Below are 16,683 nucleotides of genomic sequence, written 5' to 3'. Positions count from 1 at the left end.
AGTTATATGAAAAATATCAATCAATCAAGTAAACAAAAAAAGTCGCACCATCAGCAAATTGAGTGCAATATAGAAAAATGCTGGGTACGCATGGGAATAGTCACCGTCACGTTGTTGACAGGATTCACCTTCAGCATGGCGGTGACTGGTGTCCAGGCAGCGGCTGAAGGAGAAGGGGCAACAACTCAAGAAACCAAAGCCAATGATGTTTCTTCGTCTTCTGAGGCACCAGCAAGTTCAAGCTCAGATGAAAAAGATCCAGCAAAGAATGATGAATCATCGGTATCGAGCAGTAACGCTACATCGGTAACAAATACCAGCAGTACCGCTTCTAGCAGTCAGTCGAGTAGCTCAGATACAGCATCATCAGGAGCTTCAAATACATCAAGTACGGATAGCTCGAGTTCCTCGAGTACAGACGATTCAAGCCAATCCAGTGAAAGCAAGTCAGCTACTGATGTTGATGTAAACGGACATTCGTTAAAATTCGATTCATCAAGCAATGAAAAAACGGCAGCTCCTTCGGCTGAAACCAAAGAAAAAGCTCAAGTCGCTGACGTTAAGAAAGATGCAGACGGTAACTATTGGCTAGCAGTAGCGGATGAAAAGACCGGGGTTAACACTTATACCCAATTAACGGATTATAGTTACAGTCAAAGTACAGATAGCTCAACGTACACCATTACGGGATATACAGGCGAGCTACAAAAGTACTTAGCGGGTGGTACAACCCCTGAAGCAGTGTCCGCTAAAGATATTACTTTACCCGATACTTATAACGGTGACCCGATTACAGCAGTTGCTGATGGGGCTTTTAATTATCAGAATGTTAGTGGTGCTGTTACTATTTCTAATTCGATTACCAACATTGGTAGTAATGCTTTTGCGAATAATGATATTACGACGTTAAATTTGGGTAAGGGCGTGCAAGTAATTGGCGACGATGCCTTTTCACGTAATACCAGTGACACAAGATCAAATAATGATATTAGTACAGTTATCATTCCAGATTCAGTAACTACGATTGGTGACAGAGCTTTTGCAAATGTACAAATCAAACAGTTACAGTTTGGTGATTCAGTATCTGATTTAAATTCAAAGCTTGGAACGATTGGTGTGGACGCTTTTTCAGGCAATCAGATTAGTGGCGTTATTACAGTTCCTGGTAGTGTAACGTCAATTGCTATGAATGCCTTTGCGGACAACCAAATTAGTATCGTAATGCTTGGCCAAAAGATTGATACAATTGGTCAGAATACGTTTGATCCTAAAACAACTGTCATTGCGAAAGATGCGGATGGTAATTATTGGACACTAGGTTCTGATTTAAAGACGTATACGCTGTTAACTGATTATAAATATGCCCTTAATGTGGATGGCACATATACGATTACGGACTATACCGGCAACTTACAGAAATATCTTGGTGCTGAATCTCAGGACGGGTCAATAGCTAATCTTACGATACCAAGTACTTACGATGGTAAGCAGGTAACTGAAATTGGGGCTTTTGTCTTTAATAATAAGAATATTACTGGCACTGTCACAATTCCTGATTCGATTACTAAAATTGATAATGATGCTTTTGCGAACAATGATATTACAACGTTGAATTTGGGTAAGAATGTGCAAGTGATTGGCGAGGATGCCTTTTCGATTCAGAAAAGCAACGCCAATCCTGATCGTGGCATTAGCGCAGTTACCATTCCAGATTCAGTAACTAGTATTGGACAGAATGCGTTTACGAACAATCGAATCACACAGCTGCAATTTGGTGATTCCGCATCTGATTCAAGTTCAAAGCTTGAGACGATTGGCGAGGATGCTTTTTCAGGCAATCAAATTAGTGGTGCCCTCAAGATCCCTGATAGTGTAACTACAATTGATCAAAATGCTTTTGTAAACAATCAAATTAGTGCAGTAACCCTTGGACTTGGCGAAAAGGTTGACGCGATTGGACAAAATGCTTTTGATGCGACTGTAGTTGTAAAAGATGCGGATGGTAATTATTGGTCACCAGTTACGGATCCTACAAGTGGCGAGGTTACCTCATATACGCAGCTAACGGATTATTCTTATACTTCAAATGATGATGGCACATATACTATTACAGGGTATACCGGTAATTTACAGAAGTATCTTGGTACTGAATCCAAGGATGAACTAACTAACCTTACGTTACCAAGCACCTACGATGGTAAGAAAATAACTGAGATTGGGGCTAATGCCTTTAATCATAAAAGCATTAGTGGTAGTGTCACAATTCCTGATTCGATTATCAAAATTGATAGTGATGCTTTCGCAAATAATGATATTACAACGTTAGACTTGGGTAAGGGTGTACAGATAATTGGCGAGGATGCTTTTTCACGTAACCCAAGTGACACAAATTCGAACAATAATATTAGTACAGTCATTATTCCAGATTCAGTAATTAGTATTGGTCAGAATGCGTTTACGAATGATCGAATTAAACATCTGCAATTTGGTGATACAGATTCAAATTCGAAGCTTGAGACGATTGGTGAGGACGCTTTTTCGGGTAATCAGATCGGCGGTACGGTTACGATTCCTGATGGTGTAACGTTAATTGGTATGAACGCTTTTATGAATAACCAAATTAGTGGATTAACCATCGGTAAAAGTGTTCAAACAATTGGCATGAATGCTTTTGTGAATAACCAAATTCGCACAGTAGCATTGGGTCAAAAAGTTGATATCATTGGTCAAGATGCTTTTGATGGGAACACTTTAGTAGCCATGAAGGATGCAGACGGTAATTATTGGAAGCCCACTATGGATCAAGATGGCAAGGTTACCTATACGCAGCTAATGGATTATGATTATGAGCTTAATAGCGATGGAACATATACCATCGCAAAATATACTGGTGATTTGCAGAAGTATCTTGGTACTGAATCTCATGATGTTATGTTACCAAGTACTTACGATGGTAAAAAAGTAACTGAAATTGCTGATGGCGCTTTTGCAGATGCCGGTATTAGCGGTAAAATTGTTATTCCTGATACAGTAACTAGTATTGGTCAGGATGCCTTTACCAGAAATAAAATCAGCGCTGTGGTGTTGGGCAGCAACGTTAAAACAATCGGGCAAGATGCTTTTTCAGCTAACCAAATTAGCGGTACTATTAACGTTCCAGATTCGGTAACTAATATTGGTACTCGAGCTTTTACGGACAATAATATTACTGGATTAACTCTTGGTAAAAGTGTTCAAACAATTGGCGAGGACGCCTTTTCGGTCAATCGGATTAGTGGTCCTGTGGTAGTTCCAGATTCAGTGACTAGTATTGGTACACGGGCTTTTACGGACAATAATATTACTGGATTAACTCTTGGTAAAAGTGTTCAAACAATTGGTGAGGACGCCTTTTCGGTCAATCGGATTAGTGGTCCTGTGGTAGTTCCGGATTTAGTGACTAGTATTGGTACACGGGCTTTTACGAATAACCAAATTAATGGATTAATCCTTGGTAAAAGTGTTGGAATAATTGGCGAGGACGCCTTTTCGGGTAACCAAATTAGTGGTACTGTCACGATTCCTGCTAGTGTAACATCAATTGGGATAAACGCCTTTGCGAACAATCACATAAATGCAGTAGCGCTGCGCCAAAAGCTCGATACAATTGGTCAGAATGCTTTTGATCCAAAAACGACTGTGATTGCAAAGGATGCGGATGGTAATTATTGGACACTTGGCGCGGATTTAAAGACATATACGCAGTTAACAGATTATACGTATACTCAAAATAGTGATGGTACGTACACCATTACTGGCTATAATGGCAATTTGCAGAATTATCTTGGTACTGAATCCCAGGATGGGCGATTAAATTATCTCACGTTACCAAGCACTTACAACGGGAAGAAAGTTACCGGAATTGGCGCTTATGCCTTCAGTGATAAGAATATTACTGGTACTGTCACGATTCCTGATACAGTGACTAGTATCGGTCAGGATGCTTTTACCAAAAATACAATTAGCTCCGTAGTGTTAGGTAGTGGCGTTAAAACAATCGGTCAAGATGCTTTTTCGGTTAACAGAATTAGTGATACTGTTACGATTCCAGATTCAGTTATCAGCATCGGTGTGAGAGCTTTTGCAGAAAATTGGATTAGCGGTGTTAAATTGGGTAATCATGTTCAAATCATCGGAAACGATGCTTTTGCACATGATACAAGTTTACCGAATACATCACATAATCAAATTAGTGGCATTGTCGAAATCCCTGACTCAGTTATCAGCATTGGTGCGAGAGCTTTTGCGAATAATCAAATTGATCAGTTACAATTTGGTGATACAGGTTCAGATTCAAACTCAAAAGTTGCAGCAATTGGTGTAGATGCTTTTTCAGGGAATCAAATCGGTGGTTCTGTCATCATTCCTGACAGTGTAAAGTTAATTGATATGAATGCCTTTACGAATAATTATATTGAGAAATTAACGCTTGGTCGGAATGTTCAGACCATTGGTGAAAATGCGTTTGCTAATAATAAAATCGTATCTGATGCCCGTACGGATGGTGCAACTACAGAACTATTCACAGTACCAGATAGTGTGACGTCTATTGGGACGCATGCCTTTTTCCAAAATCAAATTAGTGAATTGTATTTAGGCACAGGTATTCATACAATTGGCGATTATGCATTTGCTCAGAATAAAATTAGTAAAGTTACGAATAAGTCTAAGAGCGATGCTACTAATTACTTAAGTGATCAACAGGCTTTAGTTACTGTAAATGCGCACGCCACAGCAACCCAAATTGAAAAAATTCGCGCAGCCATTGAAGATGCTGTTGATGTTACGTTGCCTGATAACTTAACTTTTGTCGATAGCCAATGGCAATATGATCCGCAAACGGATACGCTTACTATTCCAAGTGGAGGGACAATGCCTAACCAAGTTACTCTCCAGTTTAGTTCAGCAGGTTACAGTTACTATGGGACGAATAATTTGGTAGTTAATCTGGATCACAGTTCAACAGGGCAGCCGGATTTTGCTACTACCACAACCGTGAATTATGAAACCCCAGATGGTGTTGTACGAGGAAGTATGACCTTAATTGGGATGCCAGGAGAAGTGTTTGATTCAAATAGAGTTGTCACTCATGTTCCCACTGGCTGGCAATTAGCCAACCCTGATTTACCACAAATAGTTGCGCAAACGCAGGACCAAACGGTAGTTATTCCGTTAGCTGCTCAAGATAAGACGTCAACAGGGCAGCCGGATTTTGCTACTACCACAACCGTGAATTATGAAACCCCAGATGGTGTTGTACGAGGAAGTATGACCTTAATTGGGATGTCAGGAGAAGTGTTTGATTCAAATAGAGTTGCCACTCATGTTCCCACTGGCTGGCAATTAGCCAACCCTGATTTACCACAAATAGTTGCGCAAACGCAGGACCAAACGGTAGTTATTCCGTTAGCTGCTCAAGATAAGACGTCAACAGGGCAGCCGGATTTTGCTACCACCACAACCGTGAATTATGAAACTCCAGATGGTGTTGTACGAGGAAGTATGATCTTAATTGGGATGCCGGGAGAAGTGTTTGATTCAAATAGAGTTGCCACTCATGTTCCCACTGGCTGGCAATTAGCCAACCCTGATTTACCACAAATAGTTGCGCAAACGCAGGATCAAACGGTAATTATTCCGTTGGCAGCTCAAGATCAGACGTCAACAGGGCAGCCGGATTTTGCTACCACCACAACCGTGAATTATGAAACTCCAGATGGTGTTGTACGAGGAAGTATGACCTTAATTGGGATGCCGGGAGAAGTGTTTGATTCAAATAGAGTTGCCACTCATGTTCCCACTGGCTGGCAATTAGCCAACCCTGACTTACCGCAAATAGTTGCGCAAACGCAGGATCAAACAGTAATTATTCCGTTGGCTGCGAAAAATACTGCTTCAAGCGGACCAGCCGTAGCTGCCACAACCACAACGATCAACTATGAAACCCCAGATGGTAAAACACAAGGAAGTGCTCAGTTAGTAGGCACCCCTGGTACACCATTTGATCGGTATCGAGTCTTGGAATCCGTCCCAGCTGGTTGGCAACTGGCCGTTCCAGTTAGTGACTTACCATTAATTGTGGCTCAAGCCGAAAATCAAACAGTAATTATTCCGTTAGTTGCGAAAACCACTGTGTCAGCTGGACCAGCTGAAGTTGCCACTACGACGATAATCAACTATGAAACTTCAGATGGCGTTGTACGTGGCAGTGCGACGTTAATTGGTAATCCAGGAATGTCATTTAATCGGTATCAGATTTTGGAATATGTTCCCACTGGCTGGCAGTTGGCCATTCCAACCAGTGATTTACCGCTGATTATAGCCCAAGCTACCAACCAAACGGTGGTCATCCCGTTAGTTGCCCAAGATGATACAGTAACGCCACCAGCAACACCAGCAACACCAGCACAACCTGGACATGGTAATGGTGGCGGATCTACTACAACTACCGGCCAATCGAATGGTCAAGTACCAACTGATTCAGAGCAACCGAGTTCATCAACTGATAATGGCGGTGCAGTGACATCACATAAGCAACCGTCTACTTCTACAAGTGATTCACAGGCCGGACAAGTTTCGTCAGGCAAAGGGTCATCTGTGACTGCAACGACTAGTCTACACGAAGATAGTAATAGCGGTCGAGCAGTCGAAAGAACGGTGGCAACATCGAATTCGACACCGTCTAAGCATCAAACAGATCCATCTAAGACGCAACTACCACAGACGGATGAAACAACACCAACTCAACCAACACTTATTGGCGGATTGCTGCTAAGCATCCTTGGTTGGTTTGGACTGGCACGTCGGAAACATGAAAAGGATTAATTAATAACTTAATAGCAGCACAAAAACGCCTCCGCAAGCTTTGACCTGCGAAGGCGTTTTTGTACGAATTAATTTAACAATTATTTTTCAGTTTTAAATGAACGGGTTGTCAGCGCGATAATAAACGCGATAACAGCTAAGGCAAGTGGTAAGTAGATAGCGACATGCACACCGGCTGTAAAGGCACCCTGAGCACCTAAATGGCTGGTTGCTTGGCCAATACCTAGCAGACTAGTTGCTAAAGCAGTTGAAATTGCACCAACAATTTGTTGCATGGTGTTCATGATGGTACTGCCATCACCGGATGTAGGACCAGCTAAAGCGTTTAAGGCATGGGTTTGAGCTGGTGACATTGCCAAAGGACAGCCGATCATTAAGACGATGTGGGCAGCAATGACAAACATCACGGCGGTATGAGCACCAGTTGTTAGTAACATGATGCTACCGATAATAGCAATCAGGAAGCCTAACCGAGTTAACCACTTAGCACCGAAGTTATCAAATAAACGACCTGAAACGGCAGAAACTAAGGCGTTAACAACACCACCAGGTAACATGATAATACCGGTCATGGCAACGGGCAGTAACAATCCCTTTTGCATATACATTGGTAAAATATACATGGCAGAAAGAATAATCCCGAAGTCTAACATCACCATTAAAGCGCCAGCCCGAAAGGCAGGAATGGCGAAAATCTTCAGGTTTAAGATAGGTGCATCAATATGAACCTGACGGTAGGCGTAAGCGGCTAATACAATGATACCGAATAATAATAGGCCTAAAACAAGTGGTGAGCCCCAGCCGTGTGAACTTGCGAAGCTAACCGCGGTAACGACGCTGGCAAAGCCAACAACACTGGTCAAAATAGATAAGACATCAATTTTAGGTTTCGTTAATTGACCGACATTTTCTAGTGAAGTCAAAGCAAAGATTAACGCAATGACTAAGAAAGGTACAAATGCCCAGAAAATCCAGTGCCAAGAAAGCTTAGCTAAGATCAAACCGGTCAAAGTAGGGCCAATGGCTGGCGCAAACATAATAACCATGGCGCAGGCACCCATAGCGGCCCCAATTTTAGCTGGTGAGAAGACTTGCATGGCAACCGTAAACATTAACGGTAGGATCAAGCCAGTGGCAATTCCTTGAATCATTCGTCCGAATAATAAAATTGGAAAACTTGGTGCTAATGCTGCAATAATGGCACCTACAAGAAAATCTGATAAACCAAAAATAACGACTTGCCGAGTGGTGAACCACTTGGTGATTAAACTGTTTAACGGTAGTACGACACCAATCACTAACATGTAGCCAGTGACTAACCATTGTGCAGTTGCAGTGGTAATCCCTAGACTAGCCATTAGACTTGGTAATGCAATATTTAACGACGTTTCACTAAACATACCGACAAAGGCACCGACTAGCATACTAACCATGGCTAGTGCGGGGTGCCTGACGGTAACTCGTGGCCGAGAAGAGGCCATTGTTGCTTGCTGTTCCATTGAATAAATTCCTCGCTTTCAGAAAACTTTTTTGCACAAGTGATTACACTAACAGAAAAAAACCGTCTTCGTAAGTTTTTTTTTTAATAAATGGTAAAGTTTTTTGAAATTACTGTTAGATACCAAGCTCAGATGTACTAATTTGTTTCCACAAGACTAGTGGTCACAACTAGCTTTCATTTGTGCTAAAATGTAACTACTATTATCATCGACAAAGCAGGGGAGTCTGAAGATGGACGGTTTATTTTCAAGGGCTAATTTACCCGAATTTTTAAGGAATAGACGGTTGCGCGGTCTGGCATTATTCATGATCGCACTATCAATTGCAGGAATTGTTCTGGCTTTTTTGTTCTCATGGATTTTAGGGATATTGGCTTTAGTGGCGGTGGTTACTAGTTTGGTGTTTTCCTTTAATACCATGAATGAGATTAGCGCTGATATGAACCGTTACATTGCGGATCTGTCATTTCGAATTAATCGTGGCGAACAAGAGGCGTTGATCGATATGCCCGTTGGTGTCATGATTTTTGGTGACAATGACGCTATCGAATGGGTTAATCCATATTTGCAGCAATACTTCGGTGACGAAGCGGTTTTGAGTAAGCGGATGAGCGACGTTGATCCGGAACTGGAAAAGTTAATTCAAGATCACGTCAACGACAAGCAGCCGCAAACAGTTACTTGGAGAGACCGCCAGTTTTCATTTTTAGTTCAAAAGGATTTCCGTGCGGTTTATATGACTGAGGTCACCTACTATACTCAAATTGAGCAGCGGTATGAAAACGAACGAATTGCCATTGGTCAAGTTTTTTTGGATAACTACGTTGAAGTAACGCAGTCCATGACGGATCAGGAAATTTCTAATCTAAGAAATTACGTGACCAACGAGCTCTCCGTTTGGGCGCAGCGTTTTGGGATGTATCTCAAGCGGCTGGACGATGACCACTACCTCGTGTTTATGTATGCGCAAGCGATGAAGGCAGTCGAAAATGATAAGTTCAGTATTTTGGATATCATTCGCGAAAGTACCTCTAAGCAAAACTTCCCGCTGACGTTAAGTATCGGTATCGCTTATGGCGGTGCGGATTTAAACAAGTTAGCAGATCAGGCACAGAGTAACCTTGATTTGGCACTTGGCCGCGGCGGTGACCAAGTTGTGGTTCGTGCCCAAGATGAAGAAGCGCGTTTCTATGGTGGTAAGACGAACCCAATGGAAAAGCGGACGCGGGTTCGTGCACGGATGATCTCACAGGCCTTGCAGGAGTTAATGAACCAGTCGGATGCCATCTTCGTTCAAGGCCATCAACAGCCTGATATGGACTCAATCGGTGCCTGCATGGGGATTCGGCGGATTGCTCAGATGAACCAAAAGGACTGTTACATTATCTTGGATCGCAGCGACATACATAGCGATGTGCAGCGGCTGCTTGATTCCATCAAAGACTACCCTGAAATTAACGATGCCATTATTACGCCTGAAGAAGCGTTGGCTAAAATAACGAAACAAAGTATGTTAGTGATGGTCGATCATTCCAAACCATCATTATCAATTTCTCCTGAGCTGTATCAACAACTGGAAAATCGGGTCATGATTATTGATCATCACCGTAGAGGCGAAGAATTCCCAGAAAATCCAATGTTGGTTTACATTGAACCGTATGCTAGTTCAACTTGTGAACTGATTACTGAAATGTTTGAATACCAGTCTCAAGAATCTGAACCTATTAATAAGATCGAAGCGACAGCTATGCTGACGGGGATCTTTATTGATACGAAATCCTTCTCGTTGCGTACTGGATCACGAACCTTTGACGCTGCTAGTTACTTGCGTTCAGCTGGCGCCGATTCGGTTCAAATGCAGCAGTTTATGAAGGAAAACGTTGATAGTTATCTGCAACGGAACCACTTGATTGAGTTGGTTACCTTCGTCCACGAAGATCTGGCAATCATCGCTGGTGAAGAGGATGAAGTTTACGATTCTGTGACGGCTGCTCAAGCAGCGGATGATTTGCTGAACATGTCTGGTGTGGACGCCTCATTTGTCATTACTAAGCGAGACGATGGCCGAATCGGCATTTCCGCTCGAAGTATGGGTGAAATCAACGTTCAAGTCATTATGGAGAAGATGGGCGGCGGCGGTCACCTTTCCAGTGGCGCTACGCAAATTGCTGATAGCACTGTGGCTGAAGTTAAAGATCAGTTGGTAGCGATTTTGAATAGCCAAGAGGATGAGGCAGCAACACCAGCTTCGTAAATAGTATTGAAAAGGTGTAAAAATCGCGACGCCGAGGTTAAAACGGGTTGCGATTTATGGTAAAGTTATTTAGTGAGAGTTCCCAATTGGGATCGATAAAGTCTTGGCATTTCGATACTGATCGAGACGTCAGATAAGGAGGACTTATTGTGAAAGTTATTTTTTTGCAAGATGTTCGCGGTAAAGGTAAGCGCGGCGAAATTAAGAACGTTCCAGATGGCTATGCCCAAAACTTTTTAATCAAGCAAGGGAAGGCAAAGGCTGCAACGGCCAATGCAATAAGTCAGCTTAAGGGACAGCAAAAAGCTGAAGCTAAACGCGAAGAAGAAGAACGACAAGAAGCTGTGTCCGTTAAAAAAGTCTTGGAAGATGATAAGACCATCGTTCAATTAACGGCTAAAGCGGGTACTGACGGCCGACTGTTTGGGTCAATTCCAAGCAAACAAATTGCGCAGGCGTTGGAAAAGCAGTATGGTATCAAATTGGATAAGCGAAAGATTGAATTACGCGAACCAATTAAAGTGATGGGCTTCGTCAACGTGCCTGTTAAATTACATCAAGATGTGACCGGTCGGATTCGGGTTCACATTTCAGAAAAGTAATTTGAAGTTCATTTTTCTAAGGGTCGTCGGCAAATTGCGTTTGCCCCGACCCTTTCGTTTATCACAGCGAGGGGTAATTAATAATGAGTGAAGGGTTGAGAGATCAAACACCACCTCAAAATATTGAGGCGGAAAAAGCGGTACTTGGGGCCATCTTTTTAAACGGCGATGCCCTAGTCGACGCAATGGAACAACTGACCGCGGATGATTTCTATCGTCGTGCGCATGGGTTGATTTTCCAGACAATGGTTAACTTAAACGACCAGGATGAAGCCATTGATGTGGTGACGGTGTCGGATGAATTAAAACGGCTCAATCAGCTCGAAGATATCGGCGGTATGCCGTATATTGCCGAATTAGCGGCTTCTGTTCCGACGGCAGCTAACGTTGGCTACTATGCCAAAATCGTTGCTCAGAAGGCCGTTTTACGGCGTTTGATCCAAACAGCAACTAAGATCGTCACGGATAGCTATTCAGAAGATGCGCCCGTGGATGAGTTGCTAGATCAAGCTGAGCAGTCGATCATGAACGTCAATGAGTCCCGAAATCAAGCCGGTTTTAAAGCGATCAAAGATGTCTTGAATTCTACTTTTGAAGAGATTGATCGTTTATCGCAACAGGGTGATACAGTGACCGGCCTATCTACCGGATACCCTGATCTGGATAAAATGACAACCGGTCTTCATGACGATGAACTCATGATTTTAGCTGCTCGGCCAGCCGTTGGGAAAACGGCCTTTGCGCTAAATATTGCACAGAATGTCGGGACTAAAACCGATAAAGCAGTGGCTATTTTTAGTCTAGAAATGAGTGCCGAATCACTGGTTAGCCGGATGCTGTGTGCAGAAGGCAGTATCAATGCCAATCATCTGCGGACCGGCCAGCTTGAAGAGGGCGAATGGCAGAACTTAATTGTCGCAATGGGGAGTTTGTCAAAGGCGAAAATCTTTATTGACGATACCGCTGGAATTAAAATGTCAGAGATTCGGGCGAAATGCCGTCGATTGGACAAAGAGCAAAACGGTAATTTAGGCTTAGTCGTAGTTGATTACCTGCAACTCGTCGAAAGTACCGGTGCTGAAAACCGACAGCAAGAAGTTTCCGCAATTTCACGGCAGCTTAAAAAACTGGCTAAGGAACTGCATGTGCCAGTAATTGCCTTGTCACAACTGTCTCGTGGCGTGGAACAGCGTCAGGATAAGCGGCCAGTTTTGTCAGATATTCGTGAATCTGGTTCTATTGAACAAGATGCGGATATTGTGTCATTCTTGTATCGTGACGATTATTATGAACGGGATGATGACGACAACGATGATGGTGGTAATGGCGGTGACAGCAACGACGGGGAACAAGATGTCGGTGAAGTTGAAGTCATTATTGAAAAAAACCGTTCAGGTCCACGGGGAACGGTCAAATTGCTGTTTGTGAAGTCGTATAATAAGTTTTCGTCTATAGCGTATGGGGCGGAACCAAATCAGTAAGGTGCGAAGGCAGACGTTTAGAGAGCGAAAGATAAGGGCAAGGAAATGGAAACCCTGGGTTTGGGGTTTGCGTTTTCTTGCCCTTATCTACAGCTCTCTGTCTGCTGTAGCCCGATTCAGCTATGTAGAAGTAACGAACAATCCCGAACTTGGATTTGTGTCTCGGTGCCCCTATGTGCAAGTTTCTGCCTTGTTGTAGCCCGATTAGGCTATGCAGAAAAGTAAACCAGTCTTGAACTTGAAGTGTCTCAGTGACCTTATCTACAGCTCTCTGTCTGCTGTAGCCTGATCCAGCTACATATTACCAACGCGCTTGACACACCTCACCATCCATGCGATACTATCAAACGGTGCCAAACCATGGCGGGATTCCAAAGATCGGCGCATTCGTGCGTTCAGAAGGTCGGCGGGCCTGCCTTTTCTTATGTCTTTAAATATGATCCAGCTATCGATTGTGATAGCTGGATTTTTTGTGGTTTGGGGGATGTTATATTGTTGAAACGTGTTCAAGCGGGCAGACAGCTGCATGTAGGGTAACTCAGCCATAAATCCAAGACCAGGATTTATGGCTGAGTTACCCTACATTTCGCTATCTAAGCGCCCGTTTTCACACTCTACAAAAAAGCCCCACCACATTAGGGATTGTGGTGAGGTCGAGGGGAGTGATAGCGTTTCTTATTGGTTTATCCTGATTTTGGGGAGGAGGAAAAATCGAAAACCGTTATCTGTTTTAAAAGGGAAGTCAACTAATCTTTAATTGACTATGTTTAAATCATAATCAACAAATGTGACAGAAATATGAAGTTTTCCATGCTACTTTCTAAAGGAAACGTTAAAGAAAAGTAAAGCACGGATGCATTCAATAAACGAAAAGAATTACTATTTGTATATATTATCAATATAAATTATAAAGATTCAATCATTACTTAAACTTGCGTATTTAAAGGCGTTGAGACAGTTAGCTATAAAAAGATGGTTGCAAGCAAAGAATAAGAAGAAGATAATAAAAACGTTACATAATCTAATCTAATTTTCATCAAGGCGTTTAGAAAGGATGTTTACAATGGTCAAACGATACGATAGTGATAAGGTGAAAGCATTAGTACATAAGATTTATAAAGCCTATGGATTTACAGAGGAGCAAAGCGCAGCGGTTGCTGAAACTTTGATTTATACCGATTTACACGGAATCGCGTCCCACGGTGTTCAACGTATGGTGATGTATGATCACTTCATTCAAAATGGTAAAATTCGGGTTAAGAGTAAGCCTGAAGTTGTAAAAGAAACAGACGTAAGTGCCGTGGTTGATGCCAATTTTGGTTTAGGACAGCTGAACGGGATTTATAGTATGGATATTGCCATTAAAAAGGCTAAGGAGCACGGTGTTGGTATCGTAACGACCAAGCGCTCAGGCCACTATGGGATTGCCGGTTATTATGCCAATATGGCAGCTGATCAAGGCTTAATTGGGCTATCATCAACTAATTCTCGACCAGCAATGTTACCGACGCACGCAACACAAGCATTTGTCGGTACTAATCCAATTGCCTTTGCCATGCCAGCTAAGCCGCATAACTTCATCTATGATGCGGCCACGACTACGGTTCCCCAAGGGAAAATTGAAGTTTATCGTAAACTGGAAAAGGATTTACCAGCGCTATGGGTGGCAAAGGATGGTGATCAAGAAATTAATGACCACACCGATAATGCTGATCTGGATGCTTTGCGTGATCCATTATCCAACGTTGGGTTGACACCGCTTGGTGGCGTAAGAGAAGAAACCGGGAGCCATAAAGGGTTTGGCTTAGGGGTCATCGTAGAAGTCTTCACTTCCATTTTATCGTTGGGGAACACTTCCACCGAAATTACGCCAGAGGATCTGCAAGTTGGACCATGTCAGAGTTTCATTGCCATTGATCCATCGATTTTTGGCGACGTAGACCAAATCGTTCAGCGTTTCTCTGACTACCTGCAACAAATTCGTGAATTACCCGCTATTCCAGGTAAGACAGTTTATGTTGCGGGTGATAAGGAAGCTCTCGCATACGAAGATCGAAAGACAAACGGAATGGTGATTGATGATAAAACCTTAGCTGAAGTTACCGGAATTGCTGATCGGCTAGGTGTTCAATATGGATCACTAGATATGGATTAATCAAAATAAGCTTGGCTCTGAGATCAATTAACGGTCTCTAGAGGCAAGCTTATTTTTTAATATGTTTCACGTGAAACATTATTGGGGAATCAACGCCAAAGATCAACTGCTGCGAACATCAGTAACAGCGTGACGATGGTATTAAAGACTCGGTAATAACGGCGGTAGAAACGGCTCATCATTTGGCCAAACACCGTCCAAACGAAAGTACCCAGACTGCCAATTAATACCATGAGCAGCCACTTTACGGGCATATCGTTCCAGATGCCTGCCAGACTAAAGGCGCCTAAGCCAGTGATGAAGTACAAATAACACTTGATGTTCGTTAATTGCAGCAACATGCCAGTCCGAAAACCACCGGTACTTTGATCATCTTCACTTGGACGACTGATAAACATATGGTAGGCAAGATACAAGAGGTAAGTGCTACCAACGATTTTCATAACCGTAACAAACGTTGGTGTTGATTGCAACCAGTGGGCGAAGAGCACACCCAGTAATCCCATAAGTCCCATTCCAATCAGCATACCAATATTGAGTCGCAGACTCGAACGAAAACCTCGCTGCTGACCAGAAACCATTGCCATTATTGTGTTAGGCCCAGGTGTAAATGACATGACAAAAACAAAAATAAAGAATGCTGACATTGAAACTCCCCCTTACAGGTATGTATGATTATTCATTGCATTTGCAATGACTTGGTCAAAGCTTATCACTATTTAATTGCAAATATAATAACCTTCCTGTAAATTAGAGTCAAAATGTATCATACGGAGGTTAATGATGTTTGAAATTATTCGTGATATTGGTGCGATTACCCGTAAGACAGAAATTAAAACCAATGCGGAATTTAGAAGACTTGGCTTAGCAAACAATGCTTTTATTTATGTGATTCGGACCTATGAAAAGCCGGGCATGTTTCTGGGCGAACTAGCAGATTCTGTTCAGATTGACCGAACAACCGCGTTTCGAACAGTTCAAAAACTCGTGGATAGCGGGTATCTGAGATTAGAGGATGATGCTAAGGATAAACGGTTGCGTCGTGTTTACGTCGCTGCAAAAGGGAAGGCGGTATATCCAGAATTGCACGCTTTCGAACAACACTCATCCGATACGTTGCTGTCACAGCTGACCGCCGATGAGCAAAATGAACTTAAGCGACTACTTTCCAAGCTAGTTTACTAACCTAATGGATCGTGAACCATCTTGATGTGAGGCGTTGAATTGAAGATAAAAGATTCGCCAACTGTTTTAAATCCATATTTCTCATAGAAGCCTTTAACGGGTACTTGAGCCTCAATTTCGATTGGTAAGTGGGCAAAGTGCATCCGAATGGCGGTCAAAACGTTCGTCATCAACTGGTCGCCTAACCCCATACCACGGTGGGCAGGATCTGTGACTACTCGGCCAAAGGTGACGTGATCATCTTCCTTGTAGATTCTGGAATAAGCAATGATCCGGTCATCTTGATAAAAGACGTGCAGCGCATTAAGGTCATTTTCATCCACTTCCTGATAAATGCGGTTTTGAGCCACCACGAAGGTTGCTACCCGCAGGTGATAGATTTCATATAGTTCTTTTGTTGATAATTCCGAAAACGACTTGGTTTTCCACATAGATTGACACTCCTGACTAATTGTTGTGCTTCTGTTATTTTAGTGAGAAATCGATAAAAAGGATTTTTAACCCACAATTTAAAAATAATTTTGAAGTCGATAAATGCTATTATAACAGTGTTTAAAACGCGGTTAAAGCAAGCAATAAAAAATTAATTTATTAAAAATGATTGACATTTTCTCATGTTCGGGGCTACACTACTTGCAACAAA

Annotated in this window: 9 protein-coding genes; 6 read left to right on the top strand and 3 right to left on the bottom strand. The window is 42.5% G+C overall.

What is annotated here, in order from left to right:
* The first annotated feature begins 90 nt into the window (after positions 1–90).
* On the top strand, positions 91–6,864 hold the full coding sequence (locus tag CES82_RS01370) for a leucine-rich repeat domain-containing protein (protein WP_180245621.1): 6,774 nt from the start codon (positions 91–93) through the stop codon (positions 6,862–6,864).
* An 80-nt stretch (positions 6,865–6,944) separates the two neighbouring features.
* Here CES82_RS01370 and CES82_RS01365 read toward each other — a convergent pair whose 3' ends face one another.
* A complete protein-coding gene (locus CES82_RS01365; RefSeq protein WP_098823516.1) occupies positions 6,945–8,363 on the bottom strand; it encodes a DHA2 family efflux MFS transporter permease subunit in 1,419 nt (472 codons plus the stop codon).
* A gap of 232 nt (positions 8,364–8,595) precedes the next feature.
* Between CES82_RS01365 and CES82_RS01360 the strand changes: the two genes are divergently transcribed.
* The 4 genes from CES82_RS01360 to CES82_RS01345 all read left to right on the top strand — a co-directional run bounded on the left by CES82_RS01360 (position 8,596) and on the right by CES82_RS01345 (position 14,855).
* Entirely contained in the window at positions 8,596–10,617 is a 2,022-nt protein-coding gene (locus tag CES82_RS01360) for a DHH family phosphoesterase (protein WP_098823515.1), read from the top strand.
* Between the two features lie 149 nt (positions 10,618–10,766).
* Positions 10,767–11,219 (top strand): 50S ribosomal protein L9, encoded by a 453-nt coding sequence (rplI, locus tag CES82_RS01355; RefSeq protein WP_098823514.1) that lies wholly within the window; start codon positions 10,767–10,769, stop codon positions 11,217–11,219.
* Positions 11,220–11,302: 83 nt separating this feature from the next.
* The gene (dnaB, locus tag CES82_RS01350; RefSeq protein ID WP_098823513.1) at positions 11,303–12,700 is read left to right on the top strand and encodes a replicative DNA helicase; all 1,398 of its coding nucleotides are present in this window, start codon (positions 11,303–11,305) and stop codon (positions 12,698–12,700) included.
* A gap of 1,063 nt (positions 12,701–13,763) precedes the next feature.
* On the top strand, positions 13,764–14,855 hold the full coding sequence (locus CES82_RS01345) for an Ldh family oxidoreductase (RefSeq protein WP_098823512.1): 1,092 nt from the start codon (positions 13,764–13,766) through the stop codon (positions 14,853–14,855).
* Between the two features lie 89 nt (positions 14,856–14,944).
* Here the strand turns inward: CES82_RS01345 and CES82_RS01340 are convergent, their stop codons facing one another.
* Entirely contained in the window at positions 14,945–15,502 is a 558-nt protein-coding gene (locus tag CES82_RS01340; protein WP_098823511.1) for a LysE family translocator, read from the bottom strand.
* Between the two features lie 136 nt (positions 15,503–15,638).
* On the opposite strand from CES82_RS01340, the gene CES82_RS01335 reads away from it, so the two are divergent.
* Positions 15,639–16,040: a MarR family winged helix-turn-helix transcriptional regulator gene (locus CES82_RS01335; protein WP_098823510.1), complete on the top strand. Its 402-nt coding sequence runs from the start codon at positions 15,639–15,641 to the stop codon at positions 16,038–16,040.
* On the opposite strand, the gene CES82_RS01330 is transcribed toward CES82_RS01335, so the two are convergent.
* The gene (locus CES82_RS01330; RefSeq protein ID WP_098823509.1) at positions 16,037–16,471 is read right to left on the bottom strand and encodes a GNAT family N-acetyltransferase; all 435 of its coding nucleotides are present in this window, start codon (positions 16,469–16,471) and stop codon (positions 16,037–16,039) included. The genes CES82_RS01335 and CES82_RS01330 overlap by 4 nt on opposite strands.
* Between the last annotated feature and the right edge of the window lie 212 nt (positions 16,472–16,683).

Source organism: Secundilactobacillus silagincola (genome assembly GCF_002583405.1).
Lineage (GTDB): Bacteria > Bacillota > Bacilli > Lactobacillales > Lactobacillaceae > Secundilactobacillus > Secundilactobacillus silagincola.
Note: the sequence above shows the minus strand (reverse complement) of the source record. Positions and strands in the feature narration are given on the sequence as shown.